Here is a 14998-nt window from a genome sequence, read left to right as displayed (position 1 = left end):
TTATCGGGTAGTATTTTTTTTAAAAACCTGTTTTTCTGAAACCTTCCACTTGAACAGACGGCTTTCTTTTTTTTCTTTTTTTCTTTTGAAATAATCATTCTTCGCTACCAATTAAAAATAAAATTTGGCTAAAAAAAAATTTAATGTTCAAAGCGTAGAGAGGCAATCCTGTATTTCAGATGAAAATAAGAACAAAAGAGAAGCTAATTTTTAAAATCGGAAGCCATGCTCAACTTTATCATTAAAACCCATCAGAAAGGAACGTATTACACACAACCTCATTTATTTATTCTAAACAAAGGATTAAATAGTGGAAAACCTCAAAAAGAACCATTCACAAACAGCTTTGTTATTGTTTTTAAAAACGATGAAGATTTAGAAAATGTCTATTTCATCGCTTACAGTCTTTGGAAAACAAAGTTTTGGCATCAACATTTGGTAGGTTCTGTTATTCCATTTTTAAGATTACCTGATTTCAAAAAAGAATTTTTCTCAAAATCTAAAGCATTAATGGAAGAACACGAAAAGCATCTTAAAAACGTGCATACTTTAAAGCTTTTAGAACAATCTGAAAAACGTTTCAATCAAAACCTAAATCTTATAAATGATATGAGAAGAGTGATTTTATATAGATATTGCAACAGATAATAAAAGCTTAAACTAACGACCAGACTCGTATTGATATATCTCAAAAACTTCTATAAATCATGATATAAAGGGTGATTTCTGAATCTATATATTTAATCAATTTTTAATTAAATTTGGAATTTATTTTGGAAAACTAAATGAAATTTGAAAAACATATACCTTCAGATAAATTAAGACCTTACATTAAGTATTATGTAGTGTCTGAAAATGATTTTGAAAAAGAGTATAAAGTTTTTCCTTCTGCAAATCTGGTCATTGGATTTCAGTACAAAGGACAACTATTTAATGTAAGAGACAATCTAGAAATTAAACTTTCTTCATCCGGAATAACGGGCGTTTCTGATAGTTATAAAACTTTTAAAAATTCGGCAAATATTGGAACAATACTGATTTATTTTACCGAAATTGGATTTGCTCATTTTTCTTCAAATCCTGTCAATGAATTATTTAATTTAAGTATTTCGCTTGATGACATTTTTACTAAAACTAAAGTAAATGAAGTTGAAGAAAAATTAACCTTAGCTTCAACCGACAAGCAAAGAATTAAAATTACAGAACAGTTTTTAATTTCACAATTAAAAGATTTTCAATCAGATAAGTTAATAATTGAAGCTGTAAAATTAATTTACCAAAGTCAAGGAACAATTCGAATCAAAGAATTGAATGAAAAATTATGCATTAGTCAAAGTCCATTCGAAAAAAGATTTAGAAAAATTGTAGGGATAAGTCCTAAAAAATTTGCCTCGATTATTCGATTCAATTCAGTTCTTGATCATTTAAATAAAAACAAATCTTTAACAGAAATCTGCTACGACAACAATTTCTTTGACCAAGCCCACTTCATAAAAGACTTCAAACAGTTCACAGGAGATACTCCTGAAAATTTTAAACGATTTTTATAGAAAAACGATTTTTTACAATGGCACCTCACTAATCTACTACAACTTTGCATTGTAATACTTAATGAAATAAAAATGGATAATAAAATTTCATGTATTTCAACTCGTTTAATCACTTAAAATCAAGAAAATATGTTTACAGTAGAACAAATTAAAGCAGCTCACAGCAAGGTAAAATCAGGTGCAGACTTTCCTGCATACATTAAAGAAATCAAACAATTAGGTGTGACACATTATGAATGCTATGTAACTGATGGTCATATTGATTACCACGGAACAAATAACAACACCGCAACAGTTCCACCAAAATATGATACCCTAAACGTCGCCGGTAAAGCAAATATTCAGCAGTTTAAAACAGAATTAAAAGAACATCAACAAGGAAAAACAGATTATCTAACATTCATTAATAGTTGTGCAACATTTGGTATTGAAAAATGGGAAGTAAATATAGAAAAAATGTCTTGTATCTATTTTGACAAATTGGGCAACGAAATTTTAGTTGAAAAAATCCCTCAATAAAATAAAAAGAAAGTAACAATATCTTTTATTAAATCAAGAAGCCAAGTCTTTCAACTTGGCTTTCATTTTATTTAACCCAAAGGTCACCACAACTAAGGTTAAACTTATTTTTTGTGCTTCTTTTGTAGGCTTTTAAGCAGTAACGAAATAGTAAAACTTACGATAGCTCCAACAGTGGCTAAAATAACTGTTTTTGCAATATCTTCAGAATGAATATTTGGTAAAACACTTAAAAATGTGCCTCCAGCCGTACCCGACAAAGTATGGTTATTCGCTGTCATTAGTTGTAGTCAATTGACTTACCGTAGTCAATACACCGCCTGCAACAACAACATAGCCACCAATAGTAGTAACGATTACTGGCAAAGCTACAGGAGCTGCTAAAATGGTGCCACCTACAGCTGCTAAAGCTAAACCAACAGTTCGAAGCACTTTAAAAAACTTTGGAGTAGGAGCCGAAGCTCTATTTAAAACTTTTTTCATAATCTATAAATTAGATGTAATTAATAATTCAACACTTCCTTTCTGATCAATTGCTCGATAAACATGAATTTTCAGTTTTTCAAAAGCCTTTCTAGACATCAATCCTAACCCTGGACCAGAAAGTTTTGTTACTGGAGCGATGCATCCATTTAATTCTTTCAAAGCATTATTGGCAGGGTGAAACAAAATATAGCTTCTATTTTGTACATCAATAATTTCCAAATGCCATTTGAATTTCTGACTGTACCGTTTTCTAATAAAATATTTCCCTTCAGGAATGCAGGAAACTCTCTTTTCATTATTCTTCCAAGGCAATTCAATAGTATTACAAATCAATTTACCCTCACATTCGAGTTTTCCGTTAGTTCCATCAGGGAAATAAGTTCTGGTTAAAACTAATATCATTTTTTAACCTTTTTTGTCAGACTGAGCTTGTCGAAGTCCATTAAACACCACCATCAATTTTAGCAATAGACAACGGATTAAACGCACCATTTTTCAATGGATACATTTGTCCATTAATCTCTTGATAAAACTCAAGACCTAATGCTAAAAACAATGGTTTCGTTGAGTTAGCAGTAATAGCATTCGTTTGGCTTATAACTGCAGTTTCTGTATTATCCCAAGGTAAAATCGCAGTTTCAGAACTAGAAACCACAAAAGTTTCTGTTTCAAAATCCACTTCCGCTCCTCCAGAAATGATTTTAAAGTGAGTAGTTCCACTTGGAGCAGCAATCATATTCGCAGGGATAAATGATGCTAAATCCACTTTAATTTCACCAGCAACACGGTCAATAGTCGCTACAAACGGAGCAAACAAAGAAGTTCCAAGCTTACCACGAATATTGAATTCAAATCCAAATAACAATTCAGCTTCTCCATCAATAACGTTTCTCAAGCCTCTTTCGCTCACTAAATCCGCTTGAATAACCTTAACCATGCGTTGCGTTAAGCGGCTTACCATTCTACTATCCGCAGAATTCAATAGTAAGGATCTAAAAGCTGTTCTCAAAAGCTTGCCGGCTTTTCCAGCTCTACCAAACTCGGAACCATTCTCACGAGTTCTTTGAAACGCAGGGTCGCTAGCAATTCTACTAGCATCGATGCCACCTTTCTCACGAGCCAAATGGCCATCTTGCGTTTTGTAAAAAGTAATATCTCCAATAGTACCTTTTAATTTAATTATGCCTTTCTGTCTAGCCATAACTTTAAAATTTAATTAAACATTCATTTAAATTCTCCTCCATTCTTACCATTAGTTGCAACTATATTTTGAATGATTACAGCAAAGTTTAATATTAAATCAATGTATTAAATAATGACTTGTTCCAAATGACATATAAACGCATAAATGACATTTTTAGACATAAATTCCACATGTTTGGCCTTATAATTACATTATTATAACTATATGCTAAAGCATATAAATTTAATTAATCAAATAAAATTATATGCTTTTACATATAATTGGTTAAATTTGCTTAAATTCGTTGTAAAAGCATATAATCATGATAACACTAGCCGATTTTGTAAAAGAAAAAAGAAACGAAGTAAACCTAACACAAGAGGCTTTTGCCGAACGTGCTGGAGTGGCACTTACAGTGATTCGAAAAATAGAACAAGGCAAAGAAAATCTGAATATGGAAAAGGTCAATCAGGTTTTAAAAATGTTTGGACATGCTTTGGCGCCCGTTAATGCCAGAGAATTAACCAAAACTAACCCATAAGAAGGATGAAAAAGGCAGCCATATACTATAACCATAACTTAGCAGGAATACTTACAGAAACAGATGAAGGCGAATACATTTTTCAATATGAAGAAAAATATACCAAAGAACATCCAAATCAGTTTCTCACTTTTACCATGCCAGTAAACTCTAAACCTTACGTTGACAAAAGGCTGTTTCCTTTTTTTGAAGGATTGATTCCCGAAGGATGGCTATTGGATATTGCTTCCAAAAACTGGAAAATCAATCAAAATGACCGCATGGGCTTACTCTTAGCCTGTTGCCAAAATTGTATCGGAGCTGTAAGTGTTCAACCAATACCACAAGAAAATGAATAATAGAAAGTGCTTATATTGCTACAAAACATTGGACAAAAACACAGTTGGTGATTTTCACGAAAAATGCAGTTTGGCTTTTTTTGGAACAAAACAACAACCTTTGTTTGAACATTCATTAAAGCAAATGGCAGCATTAGCAAAAAATGTAGTGGAAAGAAGTATAGCCGTTCCTGGAGTACAGCCTAAGCTTTCCTTATCGCTAATAAATGATACTATCCAGGATGGAAACAAAGGGCGCTTAACCGTTGTTGGTGCTTTAGGTGGAAACTATATTTTCAAACCTCCTTCTGAACAATTTCCACAAATGCCCGAGAACGAACATCTAACCATGCGAATCGCTGAAGCTTTCGGAATAAAGACCGTAAATTCCAGTTTAATAAGATTACAGTCTGGTGAACTATCCTATATTACCAAACGTATCGACAGAACAGAAACTGGAGAAAAAATACACATGCTCGACATGTTCCAAATCACAGAAGCTTTTGACAAATACAAAAGCTCCATGGAAAAAATAGGCAAAGCCCTAAATGAGTACTCAGATAACACGTTGTTAGACAAATTATATTTTCTAGAATTAGCTATTTTCAGTTTTCTAACAGGAAACAACGACATGCATTTAAAAAATTTTTCTATGTTAAACACTGGGGAACTCTGGGTTTTATCTCCAGCCTACGACCTATTGAACGTAGCTATAGTAAACCCAGACGACACCGAAGAACTCGCTTTAACCTTAGAAGGAAAAAAGAAAAAACTAAAATGGGAACATTTTGAACGATTAGGTAAAATGTTAGACTTAAATGAGAAACAAATTACTAGCATTGCAAAACGCTTCAAAAAAAACAAACCCATTGCCATTCAATGGATCAACAATTCGTTCTTATCAGAAGAGTACAAAGAAAAATACAAAGCCCTTTTAGAAGACAGATACGCAATCCTATTCCAATAAACGTTTATTAGTCAAAAACTATTTTTTATAACTTTACTAAAATAATGTATTAACTAATACTATTTTAATGCTAGTCAAAGCCCAATCAAAGCTATAGATAAAGTATGAGGAATGAACAAAAAAGGTTATGTATCTACCCGAAGGATATACAACGCATTACAGGAAAGAGTTATAGACAAAGTGCCAGATTGTTGCAAAAGATAAGAAGTGACCTTAATAAACTTGAAAACGAGTTTGTATCAGTTGAAGAGTTCTGTAACTACACAAGCTTAAAGATTGAACAGGTTCAACCTTTAATTATTGGATGAGGTTCTTAAAGAAAGTATTAACTATTATACTTCTAAATACTATTAAATAAGTCCAATAACCAGTTCATTTATTGAACAATAATTTCAACAATTCACTTTGTTTAATCATCTAGTTTTCATAGATTTGAACTATAAGATTTCGAAGAATTTGCATGTTATTTATAGATGCAAAAGCGAGACCCTAGGAGCTTTCAAGATATTAAAACAAACAATATCAAACGGTTAGAAATGGATGACAAATACCTCTTTCTCCGCTGAAAAAATCCTAAACGGTATCAAAACCCTGTAAATCTTATGATTCACAGGGTTTTTGCTTTTCCAGACATACCAAATTATTCATTTAATCTTATTTAAATCGAGATAAAATCGAGACCCTAGAAAATCCGAAAATTAGGGTCTCGCTAAATTCTCGAAAGCATTGCAAACAGGAGGTTTAATGACGTGTTCAATAGCTTGTTCACTCATCAAACATCTTGTTTGATTTCAATTAGAAAATTAAATTGAATAATAATTAATTGGTCACCACAATGAAAACAAAAATCACACTTCACTTTTATGCCAAAAGCACAAAAGCCAATACAAACGGACTACTTCCAATTTATGTAAGATTAACAGTTGATGGAAAACGGTTAGAATTCAGTACCAAAAAGTTTGTAGAAAAATCCAAATGGTCTAATGAGCTATCCAAAATGAAAGGCATGACCGAAGAAGCACGTTCAATCAATAGCTACCTTGATTTAATGAAATCAAAAGTTTTAGATGCTCAAATGGAACTACTCCACCGTAATGAAACTTTATCAATTGAAAACTTTAAAAATAAATTGCTTGGTAATGAAGAGCGTCAAAGAATGTTAGTACCCATCTTTCAAGACCACAACAACAAAATCAAAGAATTAGTTGGTAAAGAATATGCACCAGGTACATTAGAACGTTACACCACTTCTTTGAAACATACCATTGAATTCATGCAATGGAAATACAATATTTTAGACATTGATATTTCCAAGATTGATCATGCTTTTATTACCGATTATGAATTCTGGTTACGCAGCGTTAGAAAATGTTCTAATAACACAGCTGTTAAATACATCAAGAACTTCAATAAAATAATCAAAATTTGTTTGGCCAATGATTGGCTTGATAAAAACCCATTTGCAAACTACAAATCAAAAGTTAAAGAAGTAGAACGAGTTTATCTAACTGAAACTGAAATCCAATCTATCATTGAAATAAATTTCAAAACAGAAAGATTATCATTAATTCGAGATATCTTCCTTTTATTCAATTTATCCAAAGATGCAAGTTTTAGCTTGATTTATAGTTTTAAAATCATGCCCGTAAATAAGTTCTACTTTTAAAGTTTTAAAGAAAGATTCAGCTACGGCGTAATCCCAACAATTAGTTCTTCTGATCGTCGATTGCGTAACCAGAGTATTGAATTAAATAATTGCTCTAAATGTTTTTGAGGCATATTGTATGCCTTTATATGAATGAAAAGTTAAATCCATGTTTGCCTTACGCTTACTTATGGCCATTTTCCATGCACGTACGATAGTTTGGTTTGGATATAATATAAGTGATGTGGCTTCCCCAAGCTTTAATTAATATACGGGGTTAAAGTTCTGTTTAATAAGTGTCTACAGACAGGATAGCTGTGATTGGAATTTCTGGTTGCCTTAAATTTCCTTTTATGTTTACTAAACCAATTGTTCTTTCTCATAATTTTAGCCGCCCTACGCCTGGAAATAAGGTAACCTTTGCGTTTTAACTGTTCTGCTATTCTAGTAGATCCATAACGCTGCTTGCTTAAATCAAATTCCTTTTTAACCTAATCTGCAAACAATCTATGTCCAGTGTTCGTTTGGATGAACCTGCTGTGCACCACCTGTAAAAACTGCTCCTGCTTACTTTAAAACCCTGCACGTCTTCTCGATGGGATATAAATGTTCATAGCTGGCTATAAACCCATAGATTTAGCTTAAGCTGATTTTCAATACCCATCGCTCATGGAGAAGATGTGCACGGCCTTTTTTAATATTTTCAGCCCAAGTTCTTTTACTAAAGGGCTTTACGTAGCCTTTGAACTTCTAAGGTGTCATAGACTATTGACTTTTCTGCCTTAGCATTGGTAGGTGATTTGCCCGCTCTGAGCCATTTGCAAATCCCTTTGTACCTCTATGCCTAGTTTCTCTACTAATTCATTTATGTTCTCTCCCTGGTAACTCGATCGAACAGCTTATTCTTTTAGCTCTGGACTGTAATATCGTTTTTCATGTTTCTAAGATATTTGTTTTATAGCAAACTGTCTTAAATTTTGTGTCCGAGTAAAAGTAATAACTCCACACTAATGATGCTCACTTTTTTCCGTTAAAGTTGGTGTTTAAATAGGAAGGTCATAAAATAATTGATGTAAAAAATATAACCCCGACTTAAAATCGGGGTTTTTAACTTTTAATTTAAATATCCAAAATTTTGCTTTATTCCATCGGTTACATCAATAGTTGCTTGAGGAATAGCATAAACTCTTAAATAAGGAGCTGTTAGTGGTTTTGCTGTGTAAGCTTTATCAAAAGTACCAAAGCGAATCATTTGTTTTCTTCTGTACATTTCCCAATACATTTCAAAACCAATTTCATTATAAAGAATCTCTTCTGATAGAGAAGGGATAGCTACACCAGGTGCATTACCAAAAAGAGCCTCTCTGGTTCTACTGGTACGAAGCATATTGATGTCTGCTAGAGCAAGTCCTGTTTCTCCACTTCGATAATAAGCTTCAGCTCTCATGCAATAAATACCACCCAAGCGGTATAAAGGAATATCAACAGCACTAGTTCCATTGCCGTATTCAGGATCAAATTCCCATTTAAAGTTTCTAACACCTCTATTTATTTGATCTTGCGAAAATACTGCTTGCAATGGATTATCAAAATTTAATTCTGGTGTAAAATCCATGGAGGTAGGGGTACTTTTTTCCATATATAACATGCTAACTGCAATTCTACCATCGCTAGTCATGTTAAATCCACCTTTCCCGTCAAGCGTAGGGCCATATTGTTGACCTACTTGTAAACCTCTATTAAAGTGAAACCAATATTTACCAGTATCAGGCCGTATATCTTCAGCAGGAACACTTGTTGTAGTGCCATCGTTCATAAACCAGGTACCATCTGAATATTGGTAATATCTATGGAAACGCGGATCTTCATGGTTTCCGTCCCATGTGTGATAAAACTCAGGCTCTACACAAGACGCATTGGTTCCTCTGTTATCAGCGGTTGGTTTTTGACCCCGTTCTACAGACATGTAAGCAAAATCGTTATCACTACTTCTAGTATTATCATTTTCTTGAGCTACTGCAAAAATAATTTCAGATCCACCTGTATTATTTATAGAAAAATTATCAAAGTAATTACTTTCTAAGCTAAAGCTACCATTTATTAATAATGATGTATAGTAAATTACTTTATCCATATCTGTACCATTATTATCTACTGCAGCTTCCGTAAAATTAAATGCTGAGGTTTTATTATATCGATCTTTAAAAACGGCTCTATTTAGGTACATATCCGCAAGTAGAGCATAAGCAGCTTGTTTTGTAAAACGACCATTATAAGTTTGCTTCTCTCCAAGATTTGCTAGATTAGGAATAATACTTTCAAGCTCTGAAATTAAATGATCAATTTCATCTTCTGCTTGAAGAATTACTAAGGAATCATCGTTAGAAAATGGATCTCTATAAGGTGCTTGGTTAAAAAGATCTAAAGTATTATATACATAAAAAGCTAATAAGCCCTTAGCTTCCGCTAAAAATAAATCATAATTTTCATAATCTGGATTTTCTTGTAAAGACTCAATAGCAGTTAACGTTTTCGTGATTCCACTTGTTAAGTTATTCCACGTAGAAGATACGGCGGCATTGCTTGTTCCCCAAGTGAATTCGGTTAATGCTCGCCACTTACCGCCATCACCCCAGTCGCTTCCACGTGTTGGAAGCATACATTCATCCGTTGGGTATTCTTGTAAACCAAATACATTGCCGTGGTCTACAAAGGTACCATTTGCTAACTGTCCATAAGCTGCAGCCATAGCACTTTCTGGATTTGAACTTTCTCCTCCAATGACTTCATCTATTACTTCTTCATTTAAATCAGTACAACTGTATACTGCACCAAAAATTATAGCGAATGCTATTTTTAATAATATATTTGAAATTTTCATAAATTATAATTTTAAAGTTGCACCTATCATATAAGATTTAGATGACGGGTATGTTGTGTAATCTATACCTATAGATTGATTACCTCCGCTTGATCGTGGACTGTTTACTAAAGGATCAAAACCTGAATAGTTTGTGATTGTAAATACGTTTTGAGCACTTACATAAAGATTTAAACCTTTTAACCAATTGATGTTAAGACTTTCGGTATTAAATGAATAGCCTAAACGTGCATTGTTTAACCGGATAAAATCAGATTTTTCTAGGTAAAGAGTAGAAAGTTGTACGGTATTAGATGAGCTTGCACCTGTATAATAGTATTCGGATAACACGTTTCTATCTGAAGCTATATTATTGATGTTTAAGGCTAAATTGGTGTTGTTTACCAATAAACCACCTGTTTGACCAATAAATGCAAGATTTAAATTCCAACGTTTGTAATTTAAGTTACTGTTGATGCCAAAAGTAAAGTTTGGAAGTGCACCTTCAAATATTTGACGGTCATCACTGTTTATAACGGTGTCTTCATTCAAATCTTCAAACATATCATTTCCATTTTCGTCAAAACCTAGGTGTTTCAACATAAAGAAAGAACCAGCTTCATAACCACTTTTATAAACATTAGCGGCAACACCTGATAATCCAGGACCTGCAACGCTACCCGAATATAATTCTGTTACAGGTAGGTCTTGTACTTCATTGTTTAAAGTGGCTCCATTTAAATCTAATGACCATGTAATATTATCAGTCTTTACTATTTCAGAACCTAAGGAGAATTCAAAACCTTTATTTACTATTTTACCATCAATATTTTTCCAAACAGTAGTTGTAGGACTTAAAGGTTCTGAAGGAATATTTAAGATAGGATCGGTAGTTGTTTTATTGTAATAATCTAAAGAACTGTATAATTTGTTATTCCATAAACTGAAATCTGCTCCAATATTTAATTGTGTAACTACTTCCCATTTTAAATCTGGATTTGCAGTTCTGTTTACCACAATTCCATTAATTAAATTATAATCATCATACAAATAATATCCTCCAGAAGCCGATTGAGAATAACTTGCTTGGGTAATTTTATTTTGTACTTCTTGATTACCTGTTTGCCCCCAGCTACCTCTTAATTTTAATTGGCTGATAACGTCTGGATTATTAAAAAAAGATTCTTTATCTAAGTTCCATCCTAAAGCAAAAGAAGGGAAATAGCCATATTTGTTATTTTCACCAAAACGGGTGGAACCATCGGCTCTTAAAGATGCTGTTAATAAATATTTATTATCAAAATTATAATTAAATCGACCAAAATAAGATTGAATTTCGTTTTCTTGTGCATAACCACTAACACCAGATTGTTCTCCAGAATATCCTGGATCATATTCTGGAGCAACACCAGTACCCATATCATCAATATTACTAATAGAAAAAGATGTTCCTGAAAAATTAAATTTTTGATAAGAAAACCCTCCTAAGATTTCAAAATTATTTTTGTCAAAACTAAAATTAGAGGTTAAATAATGCTCCATCAAAATACTTTCTGAATCTAAATTATTTTGTACATAAGCACCATCTTGTGTTCTGTCTGTAAAATTAGGATAGATAGTAGAATTTCTTTCTGAAACAGAGCGATCTATTCCATAATTGAATTTATACTCTAATCCTTTCACAATTCTAAAAGTTGTTTCAATATTTCCTAAAACACGCAGTGTTTGTGTATGGTCATCATAAATATGTAACAAGTACATAGGGTTATAATTTTGGTTTAAATTAAAGTTGTTATAATTACCATCGGCATCAAATACAGGCTGTGTTGGGTTAGAAATTAAACTGTGTATAATTAATTGTCCATCCGAACCAGCATCAGCACCATTAGGGATACCAGTTTCGTTAATTTGACTAGCTGTTAAATTTACCTTTACTTTTAAACGTTTTCTATCAAAAAAGGATTCTTCAGCATTTAAGCGTGCTGTAGTTCTTTTAAACCCACTACTTTCAACAATACCATCTTGATCCATATAAGATAGTGATGTGTAGTAGTTACCACTCTCTGTTTTTTTTGAATAAGAAAAGTTTAAATTTTGTGTAATAGCATCACGGAATAGTTCATCTTGCCAATCGGTACTTCCACCATGGTCATAAGCACTATCTGTTATAGCATTTCGAAATTCACTGGCAGATAAAACATCAATCTTTTTTATTACCGAAGCAACACTCATATAAGAATCTAAAGTAATAGAGGCATCACCTGTTTTTCCTTGCTTAGTTGTTATAATAACAACTCCGTTAGAACCTCTTGCTCCATAAATAGCAGCTGCAGAAGCATCTTTTAATACCGTAATAGATGCTATATCACTAGTGTTAAGAAAATTTAAAGGGTTTTTTGCACTTGAATTTCCAAGTCCAAAATTTGGACTAGAAGCACTTACACTCTCGTTACTTAAAGGCACTCCATCTACAACAAATAATGGAGTACTTCCGCTTCGTATAGATCCTACACCACGTATAGAAACATCTAATCCTGCACCAGGTTCTCCACTAGAAGCCACAACCCGTACACCTGCAATTTTACCTTGAATTAAATTATCTGCCGATATGTTAACGCCTTGTTTGAAATCATCTGCTTTTAACTGAGCAAGAGCTCCAGTAACATCTGATTTTGTTTGGCTTCCATAACCTACAATTAAAACTTCATCTAATGAAGCTGTTGACATTTCTAGAACAATGGTTAATACTTTGGCATCAATTACAATTTCTTTAGTTTTATATCCTAAAAAAGAGATTTGAAGAGTTTGGCCAATTTCTGCTTGAATGGAAAAGTTCCCATCAAAATCGGTAGTAGCACCACTCGTACTACCTTTTAATAAAATACTAGCTCCTGGTAAAGGTATTCCTGCCTCATTCAAAATTTTGCCGTTAATTGTGTTTTGAACGGGAACATTAAAAAAGCCTATTTTTATTAATGTTTTACTACTTGAATATCCTAATTGACACAATAGGATGGTTAAAATTAAAAAAACTGTGTTTTTTAATCTGAAATAATTAATTTTACTATACATTTTTAAGTGATTTGTTTTTTACAATGCTTAATGGTTAGACCGTTATTGTTCGTAGCAATTGCGGTTTTTTTAATTTGTAAATAATACTGTTTAATCCATAGGGTTAGAGAATTTAGTGAGAGTTTTTTTATAAGTATTCGTTTGTAACAAAGTGCTAAAAAATAAAAAAATGAGCAAGAATGTTTTAACTGAATGTTATAGAATTATTAAAAGAATCTTAGTGTAGTTTATTAAAAATAAATCTTATATAATTGATTATCTATATTTTAATTGAATTTAAAAAAAAATTAAATAAACATGTTTTATTTTCATTTGATAACATCTATTTAACTCACATTAATTACTTTGGTTGTCTAAAATTTTACAGTATGATGTATTATAGATTTGCTTTAATTCTTTTTTTGATGTTTTCCTATGGAAGTGCTCAACAAGATACTTTAAGAATAAATCAGCTTCAAGTTATTGGCTCTCACAATAGCTATAAGAAAGCTATTGACCCGAAGCTTTTTGAATATTTGACTGAAAAGGATAGCACAAACCGTATGTATGCTTTACAATACGAACATATTCCTGTGTTGCAACAATTAGATATGGGCTTGCGCAACTTGGAACTGGATGTATATGCAGATGCTAGAGGTGGACGTTTTGCACACCCAAGAGGTATGGATTTGGTTAAAGACCAACCTATTTATAATTCTGAAGGAAATATGAATATACCTGGTTTTAAAATGTTTCATGTCATGGATATTGATTTTAGAAGTGAGTATGACTTGCTTTCTGATTGCTTAGATGATTTAAAAAAATGGTCAGAAGCACATCCTAACCATGAACCTATTTTTATAACATTAGAACCCAAAGATGATAAAGCTAATATGTTTGGCACCATGGCAGAACCTTTCACAACGGATGTCTACGATGAATTAGATGCAACAATTACTAAGCATTTGAGCAAAGATCATCTTATTATACCAGATGATGTTAGAGGGCATTATTCGACTTTAGAAAATGCCATTTTACATAACAATTGGCCTACAGTAAAAGAAGCTAAAGGTAAATTCTTATTTATTTTAGATGCTCATGATGAAAAACAAGCGATTTATGCTAAAAATCATCCTTCTTTAAAAGGAAGGGTCTTATTTATAAATGCTGGAGCAGGGACACCTGAAGCGGCTGCCATGATTCTTAATAATCCTGATGATGAAAACATACCAAATTTAGTTAAAAAGGGCTATATCATTAGAACACGTGCTGATGCAAATACCAAACAGGCAAGAACTAATGATTATACTAATTTTGAAGCCGCAAAAAAATCAGGCGCACAAATAATTACAACCGATTATTATTTACCAAGTAAACTTTTTGAAAGTGACTATCATGTTTCATTTGAAAACAACACTTTTGTAAGACACAATCCTGTAACAGCAAAATAGCGAGCATTAATCAAGATTTTTTAAGGCACCAGTATTATAATCAATTATAAAATTGTTGGAAGGTGCACCATTTAAAAATTGATAGAAAATATGGTAAAATTCTAGTAGTTTTTGCTTGTTTAAATCAGCGCTTTGATATGTTTAATTGCTTTTATAATTTTTAAAAAGCCATTTATATAATGCAATTTGTTTAGTCCCAATATTATTAATAGCTAAAACATCAGCATTTTTAATTCAATAAAAATCAAAAATAATATCAAAACCATTCCATGAGTTAGAATATTGAATTGAAATACTTTAACCTGATGTCTAGTCCTAAATAACCGATACAGATTATTAAAGGATTAAATTTATAAATTAAAGCTGAACAATGTTATCATTGTTCAGCTTTTTTGATTTGTATTGTTTTCTTTTCAATTGATTTTGTT

General features: G+C 32.2%; 14 protein-coding genes and 2 pseudogenes. 8 read left to right on the top strand and 8 right to left on the bottom strand.

What is annotated here, in order from left to right:
* Positions 1–225: 225 nt before the first annotated feature.
* From J8H85_RS14335 to J8H85_RS14325, 3 genes are all read left to right on the top strand, one after another.
* Positions 226–648, top strand: a complete 423-nt coding sequence (locus J8H85_RS14335) for a DUF6943 family protein (RefSeq protein WP_209655902.1) — start codon at positions 226–228, stop codon at positions 646–648.
* A gap of 137 nt (positions 649–785) precedes the next feature.
* Positions 786–1550, top strand: coding sequence for a helix-turn-helix domain-containing protein (locus tag J8H85_RS14330; protein ID WP_209655901.1), 765 nt, complete (start codon positions 786–788; stop codon positions 1548–1550).
* Positions 1551–1679: 129 nt separating this feature from the next.
* Complete coding sequence (locus J8H85_RS14325; protein ID WP_209655900.1) at positions 1680–2069, top strand: DUF1398 domain-containing protein; 390 nt, start codon at positions 1680–1682, stop codon at positions 2067–2069.
* A 104-nt stretch (positions 2070–2173) separates the two neighbouring features.
* Here the strand turns inward: J8H85_RS14325 and J8H85_RS14320 are convergent, their stop codons facing one another.
* From J8H85_RS14320 to J8H85_RS14305, 4 genes are read right to left on the bottom strand one after another with little or no spacing between them, the layout of a single operon-like run.
* Complete coding sequence (locus J8H85_RS14320; protein WP_209655899.1) at positions 2174–2350, bottom strand: hypothetical protein; 177 nt, start codon at positions 2348–2350, stop codon at positions 2174–2176.
* Positions 2337–2552, bottom strand: coding sequence for a hypothetical protein (locus tag J8H85_RS14315; RefSeq protein ID WP_209655898.1), 216 nt, complete (start codon positions 2550–2552; stop codon positions 2337–2339). Before J8H85_RS14315 ends, J8H85_RS14320 begins: the two co-directional genes overlap by 14 nt.
* Positions 2553–2555: 3 nt before the next feature.
* Positions 2556–2957: a DUF5675 family protein gene (locus J8H85_RS14310; RefSeq protein ID WP_100612932.1), complete on the bottom strand. Its 402-nt coding sequence runs from the start codon at positions 2955–2957 to the stop codon at positions 2556–2558.
* A gap of 40 nt (positions 2958–2997) precedes the next feature.
* A complete protein-coding gene (locus J8H85_RS14305; RefSeq protein WP_209655897.1) occupies positions 2998–3756 on the bottom strand; it encodes a hypothetical protein in 759 nt (252 codons plus the stop codon).
* Positions 3757–4060: 304 nt separating this feature from the next.
* Here J8H85_RS14305 and J8H85_RS14300 point away from each other — a divergent pair, with 304 nt between their 5' ends.
* The 4 genes and pseudogenes from J8H85_RS14300 to J8H85_RS14285 form a co-directional block, all read left to right on the top strand.
* Positions 4061–4279 (top strand): helix-turn-helix domain-containing protein, encoded by a 219-nt coding sequence (locus J8H85_RS14300; protein WP_209655896.1) that lies wholly within the window; start codon positions 4061–4063, stop codon positions 4277–4279.
* A 5-nt stretch (positions 4280–4284) separates the two neighbouring features.
* Entirely contained in the window at positions 4285–4617 is a 333-nt protein-coding gene (locus J8H85_RS14295) for a HipA N-terminal domain-containing protein (RefSeq protein ID WP_209655895.1), read from the top strand.
* A gap of 28 nt (positions 4618–4645) precedes the next feature.
* Positions 4646–5563, top strand: coding sequence for a HipA domain-containing protein (locus J8H85_RS14290; RefSeq protein ID WP_449566797.1), 918 nt, complete (start codon positions 4646–4648; stop codon positions 5561–5563).
* Positions 5564–6398: 835 nt separating this feature from the next.
* Positions 6399–7025, top strand: a pseudogene (locus J8H85_RS14285) (phage integrase SAM-like domain and Arm DNA-binding domain-containing protein); the annotation flags it as partial.
* Positions 7026–7157: 132 nt separating this feature from the next.
* Here J8H85_RS14285 and J8H85_RS19185 read toward each other — a convergent pair.
* The 4 genes and pseudogenes from J8H85_RS19185 to J8H85_RS14265 all read right to left on the bottom strand — a co-directional run bounded on the left by J8H85_RS19185 (position 7158) and on the right by J8H85_RS14265 (position 13140).
* Positions 7158–7283 carry an IS3 family transposase gene (locus tag J8H85_RS19185; RefSeq protein ID WP_394368996.1) on the bottom strand — a complete coding sequence of 42 codons (126 nt, stop codon included), beginning with the start codon at positions 7281–7283 and terminating at the stop codon, positions 7158–7160.
* Positions 7284–7468: 185 nt separating this feature from the next.
* A pseudogene (locus J8H85_RS19180) lies at positions 7469–7687 on the bottom strand (IS3 family transposase); the annotation flags it as partial.
* Between the two features lie 635 nt (positions 7688–8322).
* Positions 8323–10089 (bottom strand): RagB/SusD family nutrient uptake outer membrane protein, encoded by a 1767-nt coding sequence (locus J8H85_RS14270; protein WP_209655892.1) that lies wholly within the window; start codon positions 10087–10089, stop codon positions 8323–8325.
* Between the two features lie 3 nt (positions 10090–10092).
* Positions 10093–13140 (bottom strand): SusC/RagA family TonB-linked outer membrane protein, encoded by a 3048-nt coding sequence (locus tag J8H85_RS14265; RefSeq protein ID WP_209655891.1) that lies wholly within the window; start codon positions 13138–13140, stop codon positions 10093–10095.
* A gap of 368 nt (positions 13141–13508) precedes the next feature.
* On the opposite strand from J8H85_RS14265, the gene J8H85_RS14260 reads away from it, so the two are divergent.
* A complete protein-coding gene (locus J8H85_RS14260) occupies positions 13509–14570 on the top strand; it encodes a phosphatidylinositol-specific phospholipase C1-like protein (RefSeq protein WP_317195011.1) in 1062 nt (353 codons plus the stop codon).
* Positions 14571–14998: the final 428 nt, after the last annotated feature.

It is taken from the genome of Mariniflexile gromovii (assembly GCF_017814435.1).
Classification (GTDB): Bacteria; Bacteroidota; Bacteroidia; order Flavobacteriales; family Flavobacteriaceae; genus Mariniflexile; species Mariniflexile gromovii.
The sequence above is the reverse complement of the archived record's forward strand: the minus strand, read 5'-3'. Positions and strand labels throughout refer to the sequence as shown.